Annotated in this window: 14 protein-coding genes; 3 read left to right on the top strand and 11 right to left on the bottom strand. The window is 65.5% G+C overall.

Translation table 11 applies throughout. From position 1 onward, the window contains the following. The first annotated feature begins 45 nt into the window (after positions 1-45). Positions 46-1212: a porin gene (locus U0042_RS02515; RefSeq protein WP_114809715.1), complete on the top strand. Its 1167-nt coding sequence runs from the start codon at positions 46-48 to the stop codon at positions 1210-1212. Positions 1213-1347: 135 nt separating this feature from the next. On the opposite strand, the gene U0042_RS02510 is transcribed toward U0042_RS02515, so the two are convergent. The 3 genes from U0042_RS02510 to U0042_RS02500 form a co-directional block, all read right to left on the bottom strand. Further along, positions 1348-2265, bottom strand: a complete 918-nt coding sequence (locus U0042_RS02510) for a prohibitin family protein (protein ID WP_114809714.1) — start codon at positions 2263-2265, stop codon at positions 1348-1350. Between the two features lie 355 nt (positions 2266-2620). Further along, on the bottom strand, positions 2621-3307 hold the full coding sequence (gene gph, locus U0042_RS02505; protein WP_114809713.1) for a phosphoglycolate phosphatase: 687 nt from the start codon (positions 3305-3307) through the stop codon (positions 2621-2623). Further along, the gene (locus U0042_RS02500) at positions 3304-4140 is read right to left on the bottom strand and encodes an HAD family hydrolase (protein WP_114809712.1); all 837 of its coding nucleotides are present in this window, start codon (positions 4138-4140) and stop codon (positions 3304-3306) included. The genes gph and U0042_RS02500 overlap by 4 nt, the downstream gene beginning before the upstream one ends. 334 nt (positions 4141-4474) lie before the next feature. On the opposite strand from U0042_RS02500, the gene U0042_RS02495 reads away from it, so the two are divergent. Further along, positions 4475-5611, top strand: coding sequence for a beta-propeller fold lactonase family protein (locus U0042_RS02495; protein WP_419150487.1), 1137 nt, complete (start codon positions 4475-4477; stop codon positions 5609-5611). A 123-nt stretch (positions 5612-5734) separates the two neighbouring features. On the opposite strand, the gene U0042_RS02490 is transcribed toward U0042_RS02495, so the two are convergent. Next, positions 5735-8146: a TonB-dependent receptor gene (locus U0042_RS02490; protein WP_114809711.1), complete on the bottom strand. Its 2412-nt coding sequence runs from the start codon at positions 8144-8146 to the stop codon at positions 5735-5737. A gap of 215 nt (positions 8147-8361) precedes the next feature. Between U0042_RS02490 and U0042_RS02485 the strand changes: the two genes are divergently transcribed. Next, complete coding sequence (locus U0042_RS02485) at positions 8362-9399, top strand: histidine kinase (protein WP_232833261.1); 1038 nt, start codon at positions 8362-8364, stop codon at positions 9397-9399. On the opposite strand, the gene U0042_RS02480 is transcribed toward U0042_RS02485, so the two are convergent. Genes U0042_RS02480 through U0042_RS02450 form a run of 7 tightly spaced genes read right to left on the bottom strand, consistent with a single transcriptional unit; the run spans position 9369 to position 14826 of the window. Further along, a complete protein-coding gene (locus U0042_RS02480) occupies positions 9369-10040 on the bottom strand; it encodes a response regulator transcription factor (RefSeq protein ID WP_114809710.1) in 672 nt (223 codons plus the stop codon). The two genes, U0042_RS02485 and U0042_RS02480, sit on opposite strands and share 31 nt — an antisense overlap. Next, entirely contained in the window at positions 10037-11266 is a 1230-nt protein-coding gene (pqqE, locus tag U0042_RS02475) for a pyrroloquinoline quinone biosynthesis protein PqqE (RefSeq protein WP_114809709.1), read from the bottom strand. Before pqqE ends, U0042_RS02480 begins: the two co-directional genes overlap by 4 nt. A 4-nt stretch (positions 11267-11270) precedes the next feature. Continuing rightward, a complete protein-coding gene (gene pqqD / locus U0042_RS02470) occupies positions 11271-11534 on the bottom strand; it encodes a pyrroloquinoline quinone biosynthesis peptide chaperone PqqD (protein ID WP_114809708.1) in 264 nt (87 codons plus the stop codon). Continuing rightward, positions 11531-12271, bottom strand: coding sequence for a pyrroloquinoline-quinone synthase PqqC (pqqC, locus tag U0042_RS02465; protein WP_114810053.1), 741 nt, complete (start codon positions 12269-12271; stop codon positions 11531-11533). The genes pqqD and pqqC overlap by 4 nt, the downstream gene beginning before the upstream one ends. Positions 12272-12314: 43 nt before the next feature. Next, complete coding sequence (gene pqqB / locus U0042_RS02460) at positions 12315-13241, bottom strand: pyrroloquinoline quinone biosynthesis protein PqqB (protein WP_114809707.1); 927 nt, start codon at positions 13239-13241, stop codon at positions 12315-12317. After that, entirely contained in the window at positions 13238-14260 is a 1023-nt protein-coding gene (locus U0042_RS02455; RefSeq protein WP_114809706.1) for an alpha/beta fold hydrolase, read from the bottom strand. Before U0042_RS02455 ends, pqqB begins: the two co-directional genes overlap by 4 nt. Continuing rightward, on the bottom strand, positions 14257-14826 hold the full coding sequence (locus U0042_RS02450; RefSeq protein WP_114809705.1) for a cytochrome b: 570 nt from the start codon (positions 14824-14826) through the stop codon (positions 14257-14259). Before U0042_RS02450 ends, U0042_RS02455 begins: the two co-directional genes overlap by 4 nt. Positions 14827-14883: the final 57 nt, after the last annotated feature.

Below are 14883 nucleotides of genomic sequence, written 5' to 3'. Positions count from 1 at the left end.
GGCAGTCCGCCAGAATCGGCCAGAATCAAAACGGAGCTTGAAAGCATGAAGAAAACCTTGCTGACAGTGACACTCGCCGGCGCCTTCGCGGCAACCGCACACGCACAAAGCAGCGTGACACTGTATGGCCTCATCGACACCGGCCTCACGTACACGAACAACCAGGGCGGCCACAGCGCCTGGCAGATGGCGACGAGTTCGACGCAGAACACCGTGTTCGGCCTGAAAGGCTCGGAAGACCTGGGCGGCGGCCTGCATGCCAACTTCAAGCTGGAGCAGGGCTTCAATCTGAACAACGGCACGCAGGCGTTCCCCGGCGACGGCTTCGGTTCGCAGGCCTGGGTGGGGCTGCAAAGCGATCCCTACGGTTCGCTCACGTTCGGCCGACAGTTCGACGTGGTCAACGACCTGCTCGGGCCGCTTTCCGCAGAGGCCAACACGTGGGGCGGCAACATGGCCGCGCATCCGTTCGAGAACGACAACCTCGCGGCCAATTCGGTCGTCATCAACAACGCGGTGAAGTACACGAGCCCCACGTTCTACGGCGCCACGTTCGAAGGCATGTACGCGTTCAGCAACAAGGCCGGCGCATTCGCAGACAACCGCGCCTACGGCTTCGCGCTTTCGTGGGCACAGGGTCCCGTGAACGTCGCGGCGGGCTATCTGCAATTCAACAACGCGGGCGGCGGCGTGACGGGCACCACGCCGAACGGCGCGATTTCGCAGGGCGACGGCAGCGCGAACTTCGTCGCGCAGCGTCAGCGCATCTGGGGCGCGGGCGGCAACTACACGTTCGGGGCCGCAACGGTGGGCCTCGTCTGGAGCCACACGCAGATCGACAACATGGCCGGCGTGTTCTCGTTCGGAACGGGCGGCTATCTGCCGCTCGCAGGAACGCTGCGTCTCGACAACTACGAAGTGAACGCGAAGTACGCCATCACGCCGGCATGGAGCGTGTCGGGCGCCTACACGTACACGGATGGGGCCTACGGCAGCGGCACGACCGTCGCGTATCCCGCATGGCATTCGGTGATGCTGCAAACCGATTACTCGCTCAGCAAGCGCACCGACGTCTATCTGGAAGGCGTCTATCAGCACGTGCGCGGCGCACCGGCCGGCACCGTGCTGAGCGAGGCGATGATCAATACGCTGTCGCCTTCGTCCACCGGCACGCAGGTGGCGGTGACGATGGGGTTGCGGCACGCGTTTTAGTGAGCCGGCCCCTTCTGCAACGCGGTGAAGACGTAGCAGAGGGGGCCGAAGTGGCATAACGCAAGCAGGCGTCGGCGCTTACCGGTGCCAAATTCGGTTGCCAGACTCGGTTGCCCGCCGCGCCGTTTTTGCGCGTCACTGTTTCGCGTTCTGCACGTTGAGGAACGGGATGGGCGCGCCCGCGTAAATTGCCTCGGGCAATTTGCCGTCCCACTTGTCGGCCTTGGCTCTTTCGACCTCGATGCGCCGCAGTTCGAGCACATCGCGATTTTGCGCCAGCGCCTCGTTCTGAAGTCTCAGCGCCTCCGCCTGAGCTTTAGCCACCGTCAGGTTCGCATACGCTTCGCCATCGGCCTTGGCCCTCAACGCGGTGGCCTCCGCTTCGGCAATCGCGATGTTCTGCTTCTGTTCCGCTTCCACCGTGCGAACCTTGTTTTCAGCGGCCAATCGCAACTGCTCCTGCGTGACCTTCTGATTGATCGCGGCCATGTATTCGGGAGAAAACGAGAAATTGCGCATGTCGATGTTGATGACGTGCGCGCCATACAAGGCGAGCTTGTCCTTGAGTGCCGACGCGATGTCCGCCGACACCTTGGCGCGCTGGGCGATCAGGTCGGGAGCGGTATAGCGCGCGGTCACGGCCTTGAAAACTTCCTGCGTGGCCGTTTGCACGTACGAGGCGAGATTGCCGTCGTGGCTGTATTTTTCATAGACTTCTGCCACCCGGTCCACCGAAATGCTGTAGCGAACCGTCATGCTGACCTTGACCGGCTGGGTGTCGCTGGTACTGCCGTCCGCATTTTCAATTTGCGCTTCTTCGGCCCGCACGCTGAATAGCGTCAAGTGCTGCCACGGCGGGAGAACCACGAGCCCCTCGTTTTCAATCCCCTTGATGGCGCCGAATTGCGTGACAACGCCTCTCGAGCCTGTAGGCACCGTGCGGAATGGCCATAACCATATGGCGATCACCGCGACGACGATTCCGGACAACACGAATTTGAGTTTGCTTCGCGGAATGAACCGATCGACTGCGTCGGATGGAGTTTGCACCATTTCTATTCTCTTTGATGTTGGTGAGGTGTCGGGTGGCGATAAATGACGCTGCGGTTAATGCGATTTAAATTTTTCCCCTTTTCATGCAATGACAACCGGCGATTCTAGAGCATCGCCCGAAGCGCTCAAATCAATATCACGAAGGGTTCCAGTTCGCTATCCTGGAACGGTGAATTGTTTTAACGAAAAGGGAAACCGAGGTCGTTTTTTTGAACCGACGGGCAGAACAGATCAGGGCCGGCGTGATGCCATGACGCCCAGCGGTGCAGATAGATGGAAGACGCAGGCGAAGGAAGGGCCGTTGCGACCGTTTTCCTGTGGGGTCGAAGGCGTGCCGGCGGACGGCGATGCCCCCTTACTGCTCCGACACCACCCTCGCCCGCGCCAGCAGCGCGGGCAACCTCTCGAACGAATCGATGAGTCCGTCGCAGGGCAAGGCCTGCGCGCCGTTCGGCCCGGCATAGCCGTAGGCGACGATGAAGACAGGCATGCCCGCGGCCTGCGCGGCGGCCACGTCGACGGGCGAGTCGCCGACCAGCACGGTGTTCGCCGCATCCGCGCCCAGCAGTTCCGCCGCATGCCAGAGCGGCTCGGGCGCGGGCTTCATGTGGGGAATCGAGTCGCCGGCCACGAGCGCATCGAGTTGACGGGCGAGTCCTGTCAGCGCAAGCAACGGCGCCGCGAGCGACCGCGGCTTGTTGGTGACGCAGGCAAGCGCGTACCCTTCGCGCTTCAGCGCGTCGAGCCCTTCCGTCACGCCGCCATACACGGTGCCGAGGCGCCCGTTCACCTGCGCGTAGTAGTGGTGAAACACGGGCTCGGCGCGCCCTGCGCTCAAACGCCGGTCCAGGTGCGCGGCTTCGAGCGAACGCCGCACGAGCGCCGGCACGCCCCGGCCTATCAGACCGCGTACGGTGTCCAGCGTCAGCGGCTCGGCGCCGAATTCGGCCAGCATGAAATTGACGGCCGCGGCGATGTCCGCCGCGGTGTCCACCATCGTGCCGTCCAGATCGACGAGCACCGCACGTGTCGGGCGGCTCATCGGCGCACCGTCGGATGGAGGGTGCCGACGGGCAGGCCGCCGGGCGTCGCAAAGCTCGCAGGCTTGACCGCGGCGCCGGGGAACAAGGTATTGCCGTGCCAGCGGCGCAGCGTGGCCAGATCGACGAGCGTGCACGGCTCGTGCGTGGCGTGCAGCGCGAGCGGCTCGTCCGCGTCGCCCAGATGCGGCAGCACGCGTAACGCGTCGTCGAAATCGTGATGAGCGGTGTAAGCCGTGGGCGTCACGATGGTGGGGATGCGTGCGGCGCGCGCGGCACGCAGGCCGTTGGCCGAGTCTTCGAAGGCGATGCAGTCGTTGCCGCTCAAGCCGAGGCGTTGCAGCACGTCGAAGTAGACGTCGGGCGCGGGCTTTTTCACGGGCGTGGTGTGGCCGTCGCAGACGGCCGCGAAGCGGTGGCGCCAGTCGGCGCCGAAGGGCGTGCTGAGCAACGCATCGAGGTTGGCCGGCGTCGTCGTGGTGGCGATGGCCACGGGCAGGCCGGCGTCGTTGGCCTCGCCGATCAGCCGCGCGATGCCCGGGCGCAGCGGCAGGCCGCCTTCGCGCAGCAGCGCCGCATAGTGGCGCGTCTTGATGGCGTGCACGGCGTCGATCACCTCGCTCACGCGCGAGCCCGCGGCCTCTTCGGGGTCGGCCATGCGCCAGTAATGAAGCAGCCGTTCCTTGCCGCCCGCCACGGAAAGCAGCCGCGTATAGAGCGGCTCGTCCCAGTGCCAGTCCAGTCCCGCCTCGGCGAAGGCCGCGTTGAAGGCCTGGCGATGAGCGGCTTCGGTATCGGCGAGCGTGCCGTCAACGTCGAAAATGAGCGCTTGCATGGGCTGGTCCTGTGATGGTCCCGCTGAGAGCCGAGGCGGCGGGTCGTGCGGTGTGTGCGTCGGTGCAGGCCGCAAAGCAGGCCTGGAAGCAGACCTGGACGCAGGCCTGAAAGCAGGCGCCGACACATGACCCGACAATAGCGAACGCACGCGGCCGTGTGAATTCAGACATTCTTTCGTTGCCGATAAGCCGGGGCTTATTTCGGGAAGTTCTCCCGTTTCGCCTTTATTGCCAAACCGCGTGCCGATGGGCTACTTTGGATCATTGAGCTTCGCGGCGCGCGGCCCTGCTGTCTTGCGGCACGCCGTTTCCGATGTGGACAAGGAGAACAAGATGCTGGAGACACGCTGTTCCTTCCCTCGCTCGAACCCCGCGGGTGCAAAACGCACCCATGCCGCAAGGCGCCGCGTGCGCCCGCTGACGCTGGCCGTCGCGTTCGCGCTTGCGGCCGGCAACGCCTTTGCCGCGGATGCGCCGGCGCCCACGGCCTACGTCACCTCTGAAAAGGCCGGCGTGGGCGTGATCGACCTGAACCAGATGACGCTCGCGAAGACCTTCCCGGTGGGCGCGGACGGTCCGCGCGGCTTGAGCCTCAATGCAGACGGCACGCGCCTGCTGGTGGCGAACAAGAACACGCGCGACCTCGCGGTGATCGATACGGCCACGGGCAACGTCGTGAACCGCGTGAAGATCGGCAAGAACCCGGAGTATGTGCGCGTGCACGACGGCTACGCGTACGTGACCTACGAGCCGGGCGAAGATGGCGGTCCGCCTGGCGGAAAACCCGGCAAGCCCGACAAGCCAGGCAAGCCTGGGGCGGACGACGACGACGCCAACAAGCCGCCCGCCGAAATCGCCATCGTCGACATGAAGACGTGGCGTGTGATCCGCTCCGTCACGAGCGGCCACGAAACGGAAGGCATCGCGTTTTCGCCGGATAGCGACGCGATGCTCGTCGCCAACGAAGGCGACGACACCGTGTCCATCTATCACTCGCGTACTGGTCAGCCCATTCGCACGGTGAAGCTCACAGCGGGCGGACGGCCGCGCGGCATTACCGTGTCGCCGGACGGCAAGTATTACGTGGTCACGCTCGAATCGCTGAGCAAATTCGTGGTGCTGGACGCGCACGACTTCAGCGTGGTGAAGACCGTGGACACGAAGCTCGGGCCCTATGGCATCACGTTCGGCCCCGAAGGACAGCGGCTATTCGTGGCCGCCGCGCGCGACAAGACGCTGCAGGTGTTCGACGGCCACAGCTTCGAGCACGTCGCAGACGTACCGGTCGGCCAGCGCTGCTGGCACTTCAGCTTCACGCCGGACGGCACAAAGCTGTTGCTGGCCTGCGGGCGCTCGGACGCGGTCTACGTGCTCGACGCGAAGAGCTATCAGCCCATCAAGCAGATCGGCGACCTGCCGCTCGCCTGGGGCATCGTCACCTGGCCGCGCAGCGACGGCACCATCGACTGAAGCTGCATCGCATCACAGGCTCACGCGCGCATTACGCGCGTGAGCCTGTTTTCTACGCACGCAAATCACGCATGCAACTCATGCATGCAAGTCAAGCACGCAATGCACGCGTGCGCCCACCGCCTACTTCCACGCGTACCGCAACCCCACCCACATGCCGCGCGGCGCGCCCGGTCCCACGAATTGTTCGTTCACCGGGTTCGCGCCGTCGAATGTGTGGCCCGGGCCGTTGAAGAAGTTCTCGCCCAGCACGCCGTAGCTCGCGTAGCGCTTGTCGAGCAGGTTCGTCACGGTGGCGAACACTTGCAGTTGCTTCGTGGCCTGCCAGGTGGTGTCGAGGTCGATCAGGAAGTAGCCCGCAATCTTGCCGTTCACGTCCTGGTTGTTTTCGTCGCCCTGTGCGTAGATGCTGCCGCGCCACGTGAGGTTCGTGCCGACGGTCCACTTCGGCAGCGGCTTGTAATCGAGCCGCAGTTTCACGGTGTTTTGCGGAATGCCGGGAATATGGTCGCCGGACTTCACGGTGATGTTGCCCGATGCATCCGCGCTCGAATTGCTCGCGCTGTTTTCGGTCCACGTGGAGCGGTAAGTGGCATTCACGTAGCTGTAGCTCGCCGTTACGGCGAACGGGCCGAATTCGCTGCGCCCCGCCAGTTCCAGACCCTGGCGCCGCGTTCTGCCCACGTTCTGGAAGAAGCCCTGGTTGCTCGACGCGCCGTTGCTGCTCACGAACTGGATGTCGTTGTCGAGCGTGGTGCTGTAGACGGCGGCGCTCCACGTGGTGTTGGCGCCGATGCGTCCGCGCGCGCCCACCTCGAAGGTCTTCGAGATCACGGGTTGCAGCGCCGGGTCGGACACGAACTCGTTCGGCAGCGAGCAGGGCGCGGCCGGGTCCGCACACGCGAGTTCGATGGCCGTGGGCGAACGCATGCCTTCGTTGTAGGTGGCGTAGGCCGTGAAGTTGCGCGTGGGGTTCCAGTTGATGCCCACGGCCGGATTGAAGCGCGAGAACGTATGGTGTCCGTCGAGTTGCGGCTGGATGCCGCTTTCGTCGCCGATGGTGGCCGACGCCCAGTTGTAGCGACCCGCCAGCGTCAGCGCCCATTGCTTCGTGAGCGAGAGCGTGTCGCTGAAGTAGATGCCGTAGTTGGCCGAATGCGTTCGCGCGTCGGTCTGAAGCGCGAAGTCGCCGATGCCGACTGTCGCACGCGTCGACGTGAACGCGGCGTCCTGCGATGAAGACGTGTAATGCGAGTTCGAAAGATCCGCCGAGACGCCGGAGACGAACTGGTTCTCCATGCCGGCGAGCTTGCCGAGCAGCGTGAGTTGCAGGCTGCCGCCGTAGCTGCCCGTCGAAACCACGGACTGAACGTTGGTGGCCTGCAACGTGTTGACGGTGCCGTCCGCGTTCAGCTCGCCGTAGTTCGTATTGTTGTTGCTGCTGAGATTGCTGTTGCGGAACTGGCGGAAGTACGCGTTGCCGCTCAGCTCCACGTTGTCGTTGAAGAAGTGATCGCCCGAAAGCGTGGCGTAGCCCACGCTGTTCTTGTTTTCGTCGGGGAACGTGTACGGTTGCGCGGGGTTGCTCAGGAACGAGCGCGGAATGGTCTGGCTGCCGTGCAGGTCGTTGTCCGCGCCGCCCGCGGAAAACGAGAGCGTGGTGTCGGCGTCCGTGTAGCGCAACTTGCCGAAGGCCTGGCGCACGCGGCTCGCGTTCTGTGCGGCCCAGCCGTTGTCGTTGGCGGCGCTCGCGGTCACGTAGTAGTCCAGATTCTGGCCGATGGTGCCGCCCTGCTCGATCTGCGCCGTCTTGCGGCCCCACGAGCCCACCTGCACCTCGGCCTCGCCGCCGGGGCTCGTCCTGCCGTTCTTCGTCGTAATGGCAATGGCGCCGCCCAGTGTATTGAGCCCGTAGGTGGGATTGGAGCCGGGAATGAGCTGGATGGTGTCGATGGCCTGCGACGGAATGAGGTCCCAGTTCACGATGTCGCCGAAGGGCTCGTTCACGCGCACGCCGTCCACGAATACCGAGAGCCCTTGCGGCGTGCCCAGCAGCGGCGACGCCGTGAAGCCGCGGTAGTTCACGTTCATCTGCCAGGGGTCGCCCTGGGCGTCGGAGATATCGACGCTCGGCAGGTTCTTCGCAAAGTAGTCGATGAGCGTGTTGCGATGCTGTTCGTCGATGTCCTTGGCGTGCACCGTCTGCACGTTGGCGGGCACCTGGGCGAGCGGCGTGCCGATGCCGAGCAACGGCGTGGTGCCCACCACGACGACCGGTGCGAGCGTGGTTTCGGGAAGAGCGGTGCTTGCGGCGCTGTTGTTCGCGCTGTTGTTTGCACCGTCGCCCGCAGCGTTGGGCGCTTCGGCGGCCGCCGCAGGTTGCGAAGCAGCCGTCGCAGCCGCAGGCGCCGCCGCCTGTGCCCACGCCACGCCCGAAACCCCGCTCAGCGCACCCGTGATGCATGCGCCCAACACACCAAGACCGGTGCGCCGCGCGCGCAGACGCCTGCGGCGCAAATGAATCGGAATGCTCATTGTCTCTGCTCCACCTGTTCGATGTTTTTGTCGTTCGCTGCAGATCATGGCCACGCGCGATGCCTGCATGCCGAAAGCTTCGCACAGGGCATGGCGCGCAGAACCGGGAGCTTTTCCTGATCTTGGCCGGAACCCTTCCCGAAGCGTCAAAAGGTTCGAAAAAGGCTGGAAAACAGGTGCTCGCGTGCAAACGGGCTGAGTACAATGCGAGCGTGATGGCACACGATCAAACCGACCTGTCCAACGTCCCGAAGGCGACTGGCACGAGCCCGCGGCCGCCGCGTTCCACTGCGTGGCGCGATCTGCTGTGCGTTGTCGTCATCACGGTGATCGCGTGGCTGCTCGCCATGATGTTCGACTTCAGCGAACTCACGTATCGCTTCACGCGTCATCTCGAACGCTTTCAACTGGACGAACTGCCCGCCACGTTATGTGTGCTCGCCGTGGGCCTGGCGTGGTTCTCGTGGCGACGCTATCGCGAAACGCAGCGCGAACTGGCACGCCGCCGTGTGCTGGAAGAAGAGGCTGAACGGCTGCTCGCGGACAACCGGCGTCTCGCGAATCAGGCATTGGAAGCGCAGGAACAGGAGCGCCGACACCTTGCGCGCGAACTGCACGACGAGTTGGGGCAGTACCTGAACGCGATGTCGCTGGACGCCTCGCGCGTGCGCGACCTCGCCGGCGAACGCGAACCCGAGATTCATCGCATTGCGCTTGCGCTCGTGCAGAGCGCGGGCCACGTCTACCGGCAGATCGGCGGCATGATCCGCAGGCTTCGGCCCATCGGGCTCGACGAATTCGGCTTGCCGAGCGCCCTCGAACATTGCGTGGACGGCTGGCGCGAACGCCTGCCCGACGCGTCGTTTTCGCTCACCATCGAAGGCGATTTCAGCGGACTCTCCGACGTGCTCAACATCACGCTCTACAGGCTCGTGCAGGAAGGGCTCACGAATGTGTCGAAGTTCGCGCGCACGTCGCGCGTCGAGATCTTTCTCGTGCGGGCGCCGCGCGATGCGGCCGCCGGGCAAGTGAGCGAGGGGGCGCAGAGCGACGACGAGATCATCGTCTCGATGGCCGACAACGGTCCGGGCACGGACCTGGGCGAGCCGCGTGCGGGGCTCGGGCTCATCGGCATGCGCGAGCGCGTGGAAGCGCTGGGCGGCGAGTTCCAGCTGGCGAGCAAGCCCGGCGAAGGCTTTCTCTTTTGCGCGCGTCTTCCGGCTCAGGCGGGGCTCGCGGGTCCCGTGAACTGAAGGCCCTGAAGGCCCAGGCGGCTCGCCATCTGCGCAAGCTGCACGCCGTTGTCTGCACCGAACTTCTGGCGGATCACCGACTGATGGTTGGCCACCGTCTTTTGCGAAAGCCCCAGTTTTTCCGCGATGCTCTGCAACGTGTAGCCCTGCACGAGGAGCCGCAGCACTTCGAATTCGCGCGCGGACAGCTGGCGTCCCGGCGGACCTTCGCTGAACGCGTGGCGCAACGCGAGCGTCTGCGAGATGTCGGGGCTCAGGTAGCTCGCGCGTCGTGCCACCGTGCGCACCGCTTCGACCAGCACGTCCGGCGCGCTGGCCTTCGTCACGTAGCCGAGCGCGCCCGCGTCCAGCGCACGGCGCACGAAGATGGCCTCTTCATGCACGCTGAAAATCAGCACGCGCGCGTGCGGCTCGCGGGCCAGCATGCGCCGCATGGCTTCGATGCCGCTTGCGCCCGGCAACGACACGTCCATCACCACCACGTCCGGTTGCAGCGCGCAGAAACGCTGGTAGGCCGCGGCGGCGTCGGCGGCCTCGCCGCATACGGTCACGTCGGCATTGAGTTCGAGCAGGCGCCGGTAGCCCTCGCGCACCACGGCATGATCGTCCACCAGCAGGACGGAAATGGCGTTCTCGGTCATCGCACGGCTCCTGCGGTATCCGACGTGTGATCTGTGTGCTCCGCCTGCGCGGCCAGCGCGCGCGAGTTGGCGTCGTTGCGAAACAGGATGGGCTGTTCGCGCAAAGCCGACGCAGGCGCCGATCGGGCCACGGCTGCCTCGCGCACCACGCTCACCACTTTTTCATGCAGGGGCGACTTGTCGCAGACCGGGTCCGCATTGGCCGCGTCGCCCGTGAGCAGGTAGGCCTGGCAGCGGCAGCCGCCCAGGTCCTGCTCTTTTTCGTCACAGCTGCGACACGGTTCCTTCATCCATGCGGTGCCGCGGTAGTGGTTGAACGCGTCGCTTTCGTACCAGATGCTGCGCAGCGATTGTGCGGTCACGTTCGGAAACGCGAGGCCCGGCAGGTCGCGGGCCGCATGGCAGGGCAGCGCGGTGCCGTCCGGCGCGACGCCGAGAAACACGGCGCCCCAGCCGTTCATGCAGCGCTTGGGCCGCCGCTCGAAGTAGTCGGGCACCACGAAGAAGATTTTGCAGAGGTCGCCGTGCGTTTCGCGATAGCGCTGCACCACGGCCTCCGCGTCTTCCAGTTGCTCGCGCGTGGGCATCAGTTGCGCCTGGTTCGCCTTGGCCCAGCCGTAGTACTGCGTGTTCGCGAGTTCGAGGTACTCGGCCCCCATCGCGAGCGCCATTTCGATGATGCGGTCCACGTGCGGCAGGTTGTAGCGATGCAGCACGCAGTTGAGCACCATCGGAAAGCCGTGCGCCTTGATGAGGCTCGCCACGCGCCGCTTCAGATCGAACGTGCGCGTGCTGGAGAGGAAGTCGTTGAGTTCCTGTGTGGAGTCCTGAAACGAGAGCTGGATGTGATCGAGGCCCGCGGCCTTCAAATCGCCGATGCGCTTTTCCGTGAGCCCGATGCCCGACGTGATGAGGTTCGTGTAGAAGCCCAGCTTGCGCGCTTCGGCTACGAGCACTTCGAGGTCGTCGCGCAGCAGCGGCTCGCCGCCGGAAAAACCGAGTTGAGCCGCGCCCAGTGCACGCGCTTCGCGCAGCACGTCGAGCCACTGTGCCGTATCCAGTTCGCGACTGTGCGCCGCGTAGTTGACCGGGTTCGAACAGAACACGCAATGCAGCGGGCAACGGTAGGTGAGTTCGGCAAGCAGCCAGAGCGGCGGCGGCACGGCGGGCGAGGACGCCTGCGAAGCGTCGGCAGCAGGAGAGGCAAAAGCAGCAGATTCGTTCATGGCGCTACTCCAGCCAGCCGCGCCGCTGCGCTTCGGCTACGAAAGAGCGGACTTCGCCGCCGATGCCCGTGGTGTTGAAGGCCTGTTCGAGATCGGCGATCAGCGTGTCGATGTTGCGCGTGCCGTCGCAGCGCTTCAGGATTTCGGCGGCGCTCTGGTTCAGCTTCACCATGCCCTCGGGGTACAGCAGCACGTGCGCGTCTTGCGCCGGCTCCCATTGCATGCGGAACAGCGTTTTCAGCTTCAGGTTGTGCGCTTCGTCAGTCATTGCGGAAAGGCCTTTTCGATCGAGTCGAGCATCGTCCAGAGGATGTCGAGCTTGAATTGCAGAATCTCGAGCGCGCGTTCCTGCTGGTCGCGCCGCGTGAAGTGGTCGAGCGTGACTTCGAGGCCGTGCTCCACGTCGCGTTGCGCACGCGTGATGCGCGAGCGGAAGTAGTCGAGGCCCACGGCGTCGATCCACGGGTAATGCCCGGGCCATGTGGCAAGACGGTCGCGATGGATCTGCGGCGCGAACATCTCCGTGAGCGACGAGCACACCGCTTCCTGCCACGGCGCGCGGCGCGCGAAATTCACATAGGCGTCCACGGCGAAACGCACGCCCGGCGTGACGAGCCGCAGCGACCACAGGTCGTCGCGCGAAATGCCTACGGCGTCGGCCAGACGCGCCCACGTTTCGATGCCGCCTTCGTCTTCGCCGTAGCCGTCGTGGTCCAGGATGCGCTGCATCCAGCGGCGGCGCGTGGCGCGGTCGGGGCAATTGGAGAGGACGGCGGCGTCCTTCAACGGAATGTTGATCTGGTAGTAGAAGCGGTTGGCCACCCAGCCGCGAATCTGCGCGGGCGAACAGCCGCCGCTGTTCATCTTCACGTTGAACGGATGATGAATGTGGTACGACGTGCCCTTCGCGCGCAACTGCTCTTCGAATGCCTCGCGGCTCCAGGCCGGCAGCGCGGGGTCCACCTCGCGTACCGGCGCCGTGCCGTAGGTGTCGTTGATGTTCATGCCGTCTCCGTTTGATTTCGTGTGGTCAGGGCGTTCGATGCATTCAAAGCTCGAACGCCATGCCGTCATACGCGACTTCGATGCCGTGGTCCGCCAGCTCGCGCCGCTCCGGGCCGTCTTCCACCAGAATCGGGTTGGTGTTGTTGATGTGGATGAGCACCTTGCGCGGTTTGCGCGTGCCGCTGCCGATCGAATCGAGCACCTCGATCATGCCGCCCGGGCCCGATTGCGGCAGATGCCCCATGTCCGCGGACGTCTTCTTCGACAGCCCGAGGCGGATCATCTCGTCGCCGGTCCACAGCGTGCCGTCCACCAGCAGTAGGTCGGCTTCGCGCATGGCGGCCAGCACGTGCGGCTCGATGGCGCCCAGGCCCGGCGCGTAGAACGCCCGCTTGCCCGTCTGCAGGTTGATGAACGTGAGCCCGATGTTGTCGCCGCGCTCCGGCGCATTGCGATGCGGCGAGTACGGCGGGGCTTTGCTCGAGAGCGGCAGCGCTTCGATCTGCAATCCCGGCAGCGCCGCGACGGAAAACGGGCTGCCGTCCAGCGCGACAGGGTGATGCTCCACGCCGCAGTAATGCGAGAGCATGGGACCGATCGGAAAGCCCGTGCAAAGGTCTTGCCACACGGCGTGCGTCGCGTAGAGCGGCAGCGGCGTATCGCGCTCGCGCAACATCACGAGGCCGGTGACGTGATCGATCTGCGCGTCGATCACGAGCGCCGCGGCAATGCCGCTGTCGCGCACGCGGCGCGCCGGTTGCAGTTCAGGATGCGCGGCGATCTGCGCGAGCAGGTCCGGCGACGCATTCACGAGCAGCCAGTCTTCGCCGTTCGTGCTCACCGCAATCGACGACTGCGTGCGGCGCGTCGCCTTCACCGTGCCGCGTCGCACGCCGTCGCAATTGCGGCAGTTGCAGTTCCATTGCGGAAAGCCGCCGCCCGCGGACGATCCGAGCACCTTGATTTTCATGTGGCGTAGCGCAGCGTGCGCTCCTCGCGGTTGGGTTCGGCAAACAGGCGATCGATGGCGCGCGCCACGCGCCGGTGCAGCGCGGGGTCGCTTGCGAGATGGCCCGCGCCCGGCACGCATTCGGTCTGCGCGTGCGGCACGGCACGCGCGAGACGTTGCAGATTCAGCGGCGGGCACACGGGGTCGCGGCTGCCATGCACGGCGGCAATCGGCACGCCGGCCTGCGCCGCGCGACGCGCCAGCGCAAGCAGACGCGTTTCACCCAGCCAGCAGCGATGCACGAGATAGTGCGATTGCACGCGGTACTTCGCGACAAGCCGGTCCGCGCGCGCAGCGGTGACGCGCGGCATCCGCGTAGCCGACGCCACGGCGCCGCGTCCGCACGAACGCGCGAGCACGACGTCTTCGTAGTCGCGCCATGCGAGCGCCACGGCACGCTGACGTGCGCGGCTCACGCCGTGTTGAAGCAACGCGTGGCAACGACGCAGCAACGCGCCGGGACGCGCGCAACGCGCGGCGGACGCAAGCTTCGCCCACTGACGCGGAGCACGATGGCGCGAAGTCACGAAGAGTCCGCGCACTTCGCGTTCCGACGCGAGAAAGAGCCCGCGCAGCACGACCCCACTTAGCGATTCGGGATGCTGCCCCGCATAGGCGAGCGCCAGCGCCGCGCCCCACGACCCACCCAGCACGCCCCAGCGTGCGATGCCAAGGCGCACGCGAATGGCTTCCATGTCGGCGATCAGAGCATCGGTGCGGTTATGGCGCACGCTGCCGCGTGGTCTCGAAGCACCCGTGCCGCGCTGGTCGATCAGCACGACGCGGTGGCGAGAGAGGTCGAAGAGCCGCAGCGCGCCGGGCTGACTGCCGCTGCCGGGGCCACCGTGCAACACGGCCACCGGCAGGCCGTTCGCCGCACCGGCGACGGCGTAGCGCACGCGGTGCCCGTCGCGCGTGCGCAGCGTGTGCGGCATGAGCGGCAACGCGCGTGAAGACGGCGTCATGGCGGTCACGCTCATGGCAGCATTCTCGCCATCACGTTGTCGCGGTCGATGAACTGGTGCTTGAACGCGCCCGCAATATGCAGCACGACGAGCACGATCATCGCGTAGGCGATGTAGCGATGAACGCCGAAGAAGAGGTGGCGCATGCCCGCGTCGTCCCAGCCCCAGCGCGGCAATGCGATGCCCCAGAAGCGCGTGCCGTAGGTGTTGAACGACGAGCCCAGATAACCGGTGACCGGCATGGCCACCATCCCGACATATAAAAGAACCTGCGTGGTGCGCGCGGCGGCGCGTTGCCACGGTGGCATCGGCGGAAGCGGCGGCCGGTTACGGACCGCGCGCACCAGGATGCGCAGAAGCACCAGCAGGAAAACCGTCAACCCGAGCGACTTGTGGAAGTTGATGAGCGTCGCCTTGATGGGCAGCCCTTTGGGCAGGCCGACCATGTACAGGCCCAGCGCGAGCAGCCCGATGATGGCGAGGCCGATCAGCCAGTGCAGCACGATCAGCGAGCCCGCGTAGCGACGCGGTTCGTGCAAACCGGTGGATTGGCGTGCTGCGGAGGAATGCGCCGTCGTCATCCCGATGTCTCCTGGCGTTCTTGGGTTGTGCCTGGGTTGTGTTTTCGTTGTCGAGGT

The sequence above is a fragment of the Paraburkholderia kururiensis genome (assembly GCF_034424375.1).
GTDB classification, from domain to species: Bacteria; Pseudomonadota; Gammaproteobacteria; order Burkholderiales; family Burkholderiaceae; genus Paraburkholderia; species Paraburkholderia kururiensis_A.
Note: the sequence above shows the minus strand (reverse complement) of the source record. Positions and strands in the feature narration are given on the sequence as shown.